1 pseudogene is annotated in these 671 nt (G+C 43.8%); it reads right to left on the reverse strand.

Annotated features, from left to right (window positions below):
* Positions 1-671: pseudogene (locus R7Q46_RS27500) on the reverse strand (ATP-binding protein); the annotation flags it as partial.

A 671-nucleotide genomic window follows, 5' to 3' on the forward strand; every position in this document is an offset into this window, starting at 1 on the left:
GGATTCCAGGCCCATCGTCTTCGATAATCAGGTGGATACTATCCTTATCCTGAGTAGAGTGGACGCGAATCATGCTATTTGCCCATTTATAGCCATTTTCAAGCAAGTTACCGATCATTTCATCGAGGTCGGTTTTTTCGACTGCAACATTCAACTCAGAATCAAGCTCATTAATTAAGGTGATGTCTCGCTCGATATAGACTTTATCGAACGCCATTGAGATAGCATCCACTCGCTCTGCTGGATTGGCTTTGACAGAAAGGATGTTCATGGACCCCGCCATTCGAGCGCGACCTAAATGATAGTCAATGTGATCTTGAATCTGGTTGAGTGGGGCGTTTAAGCGGGCTTGCGTTTTGGGCTCTAGCGTTTGCACTTCATTTTTTAACACAGATAGCGGCGTTTTAAGTGCGTGTGACAAATTACCCGCATGGTTACGCGCACGTTCCAGTAACTCCTGATAGTGGAAAAGAAGAGCATTGAGGTCAGAAATAAGCGGCGAAATCTCTTTTGGATAAGTTTCTTCTAAACTCTTTTTATTTCCAGCTTTGAGCTCTGCCAGCTCTTTTTGCAGTTTAGTTAGTGGACTCAATGACCAAACGATTTGCAAGAGAATGACAGTCAGAACGCCAGCAAACAACAATCCTAGAATTAGCCAGAGTTGACCAATA

This window comes from Vibrio sp. 811 (assembly GCF_033339195.1).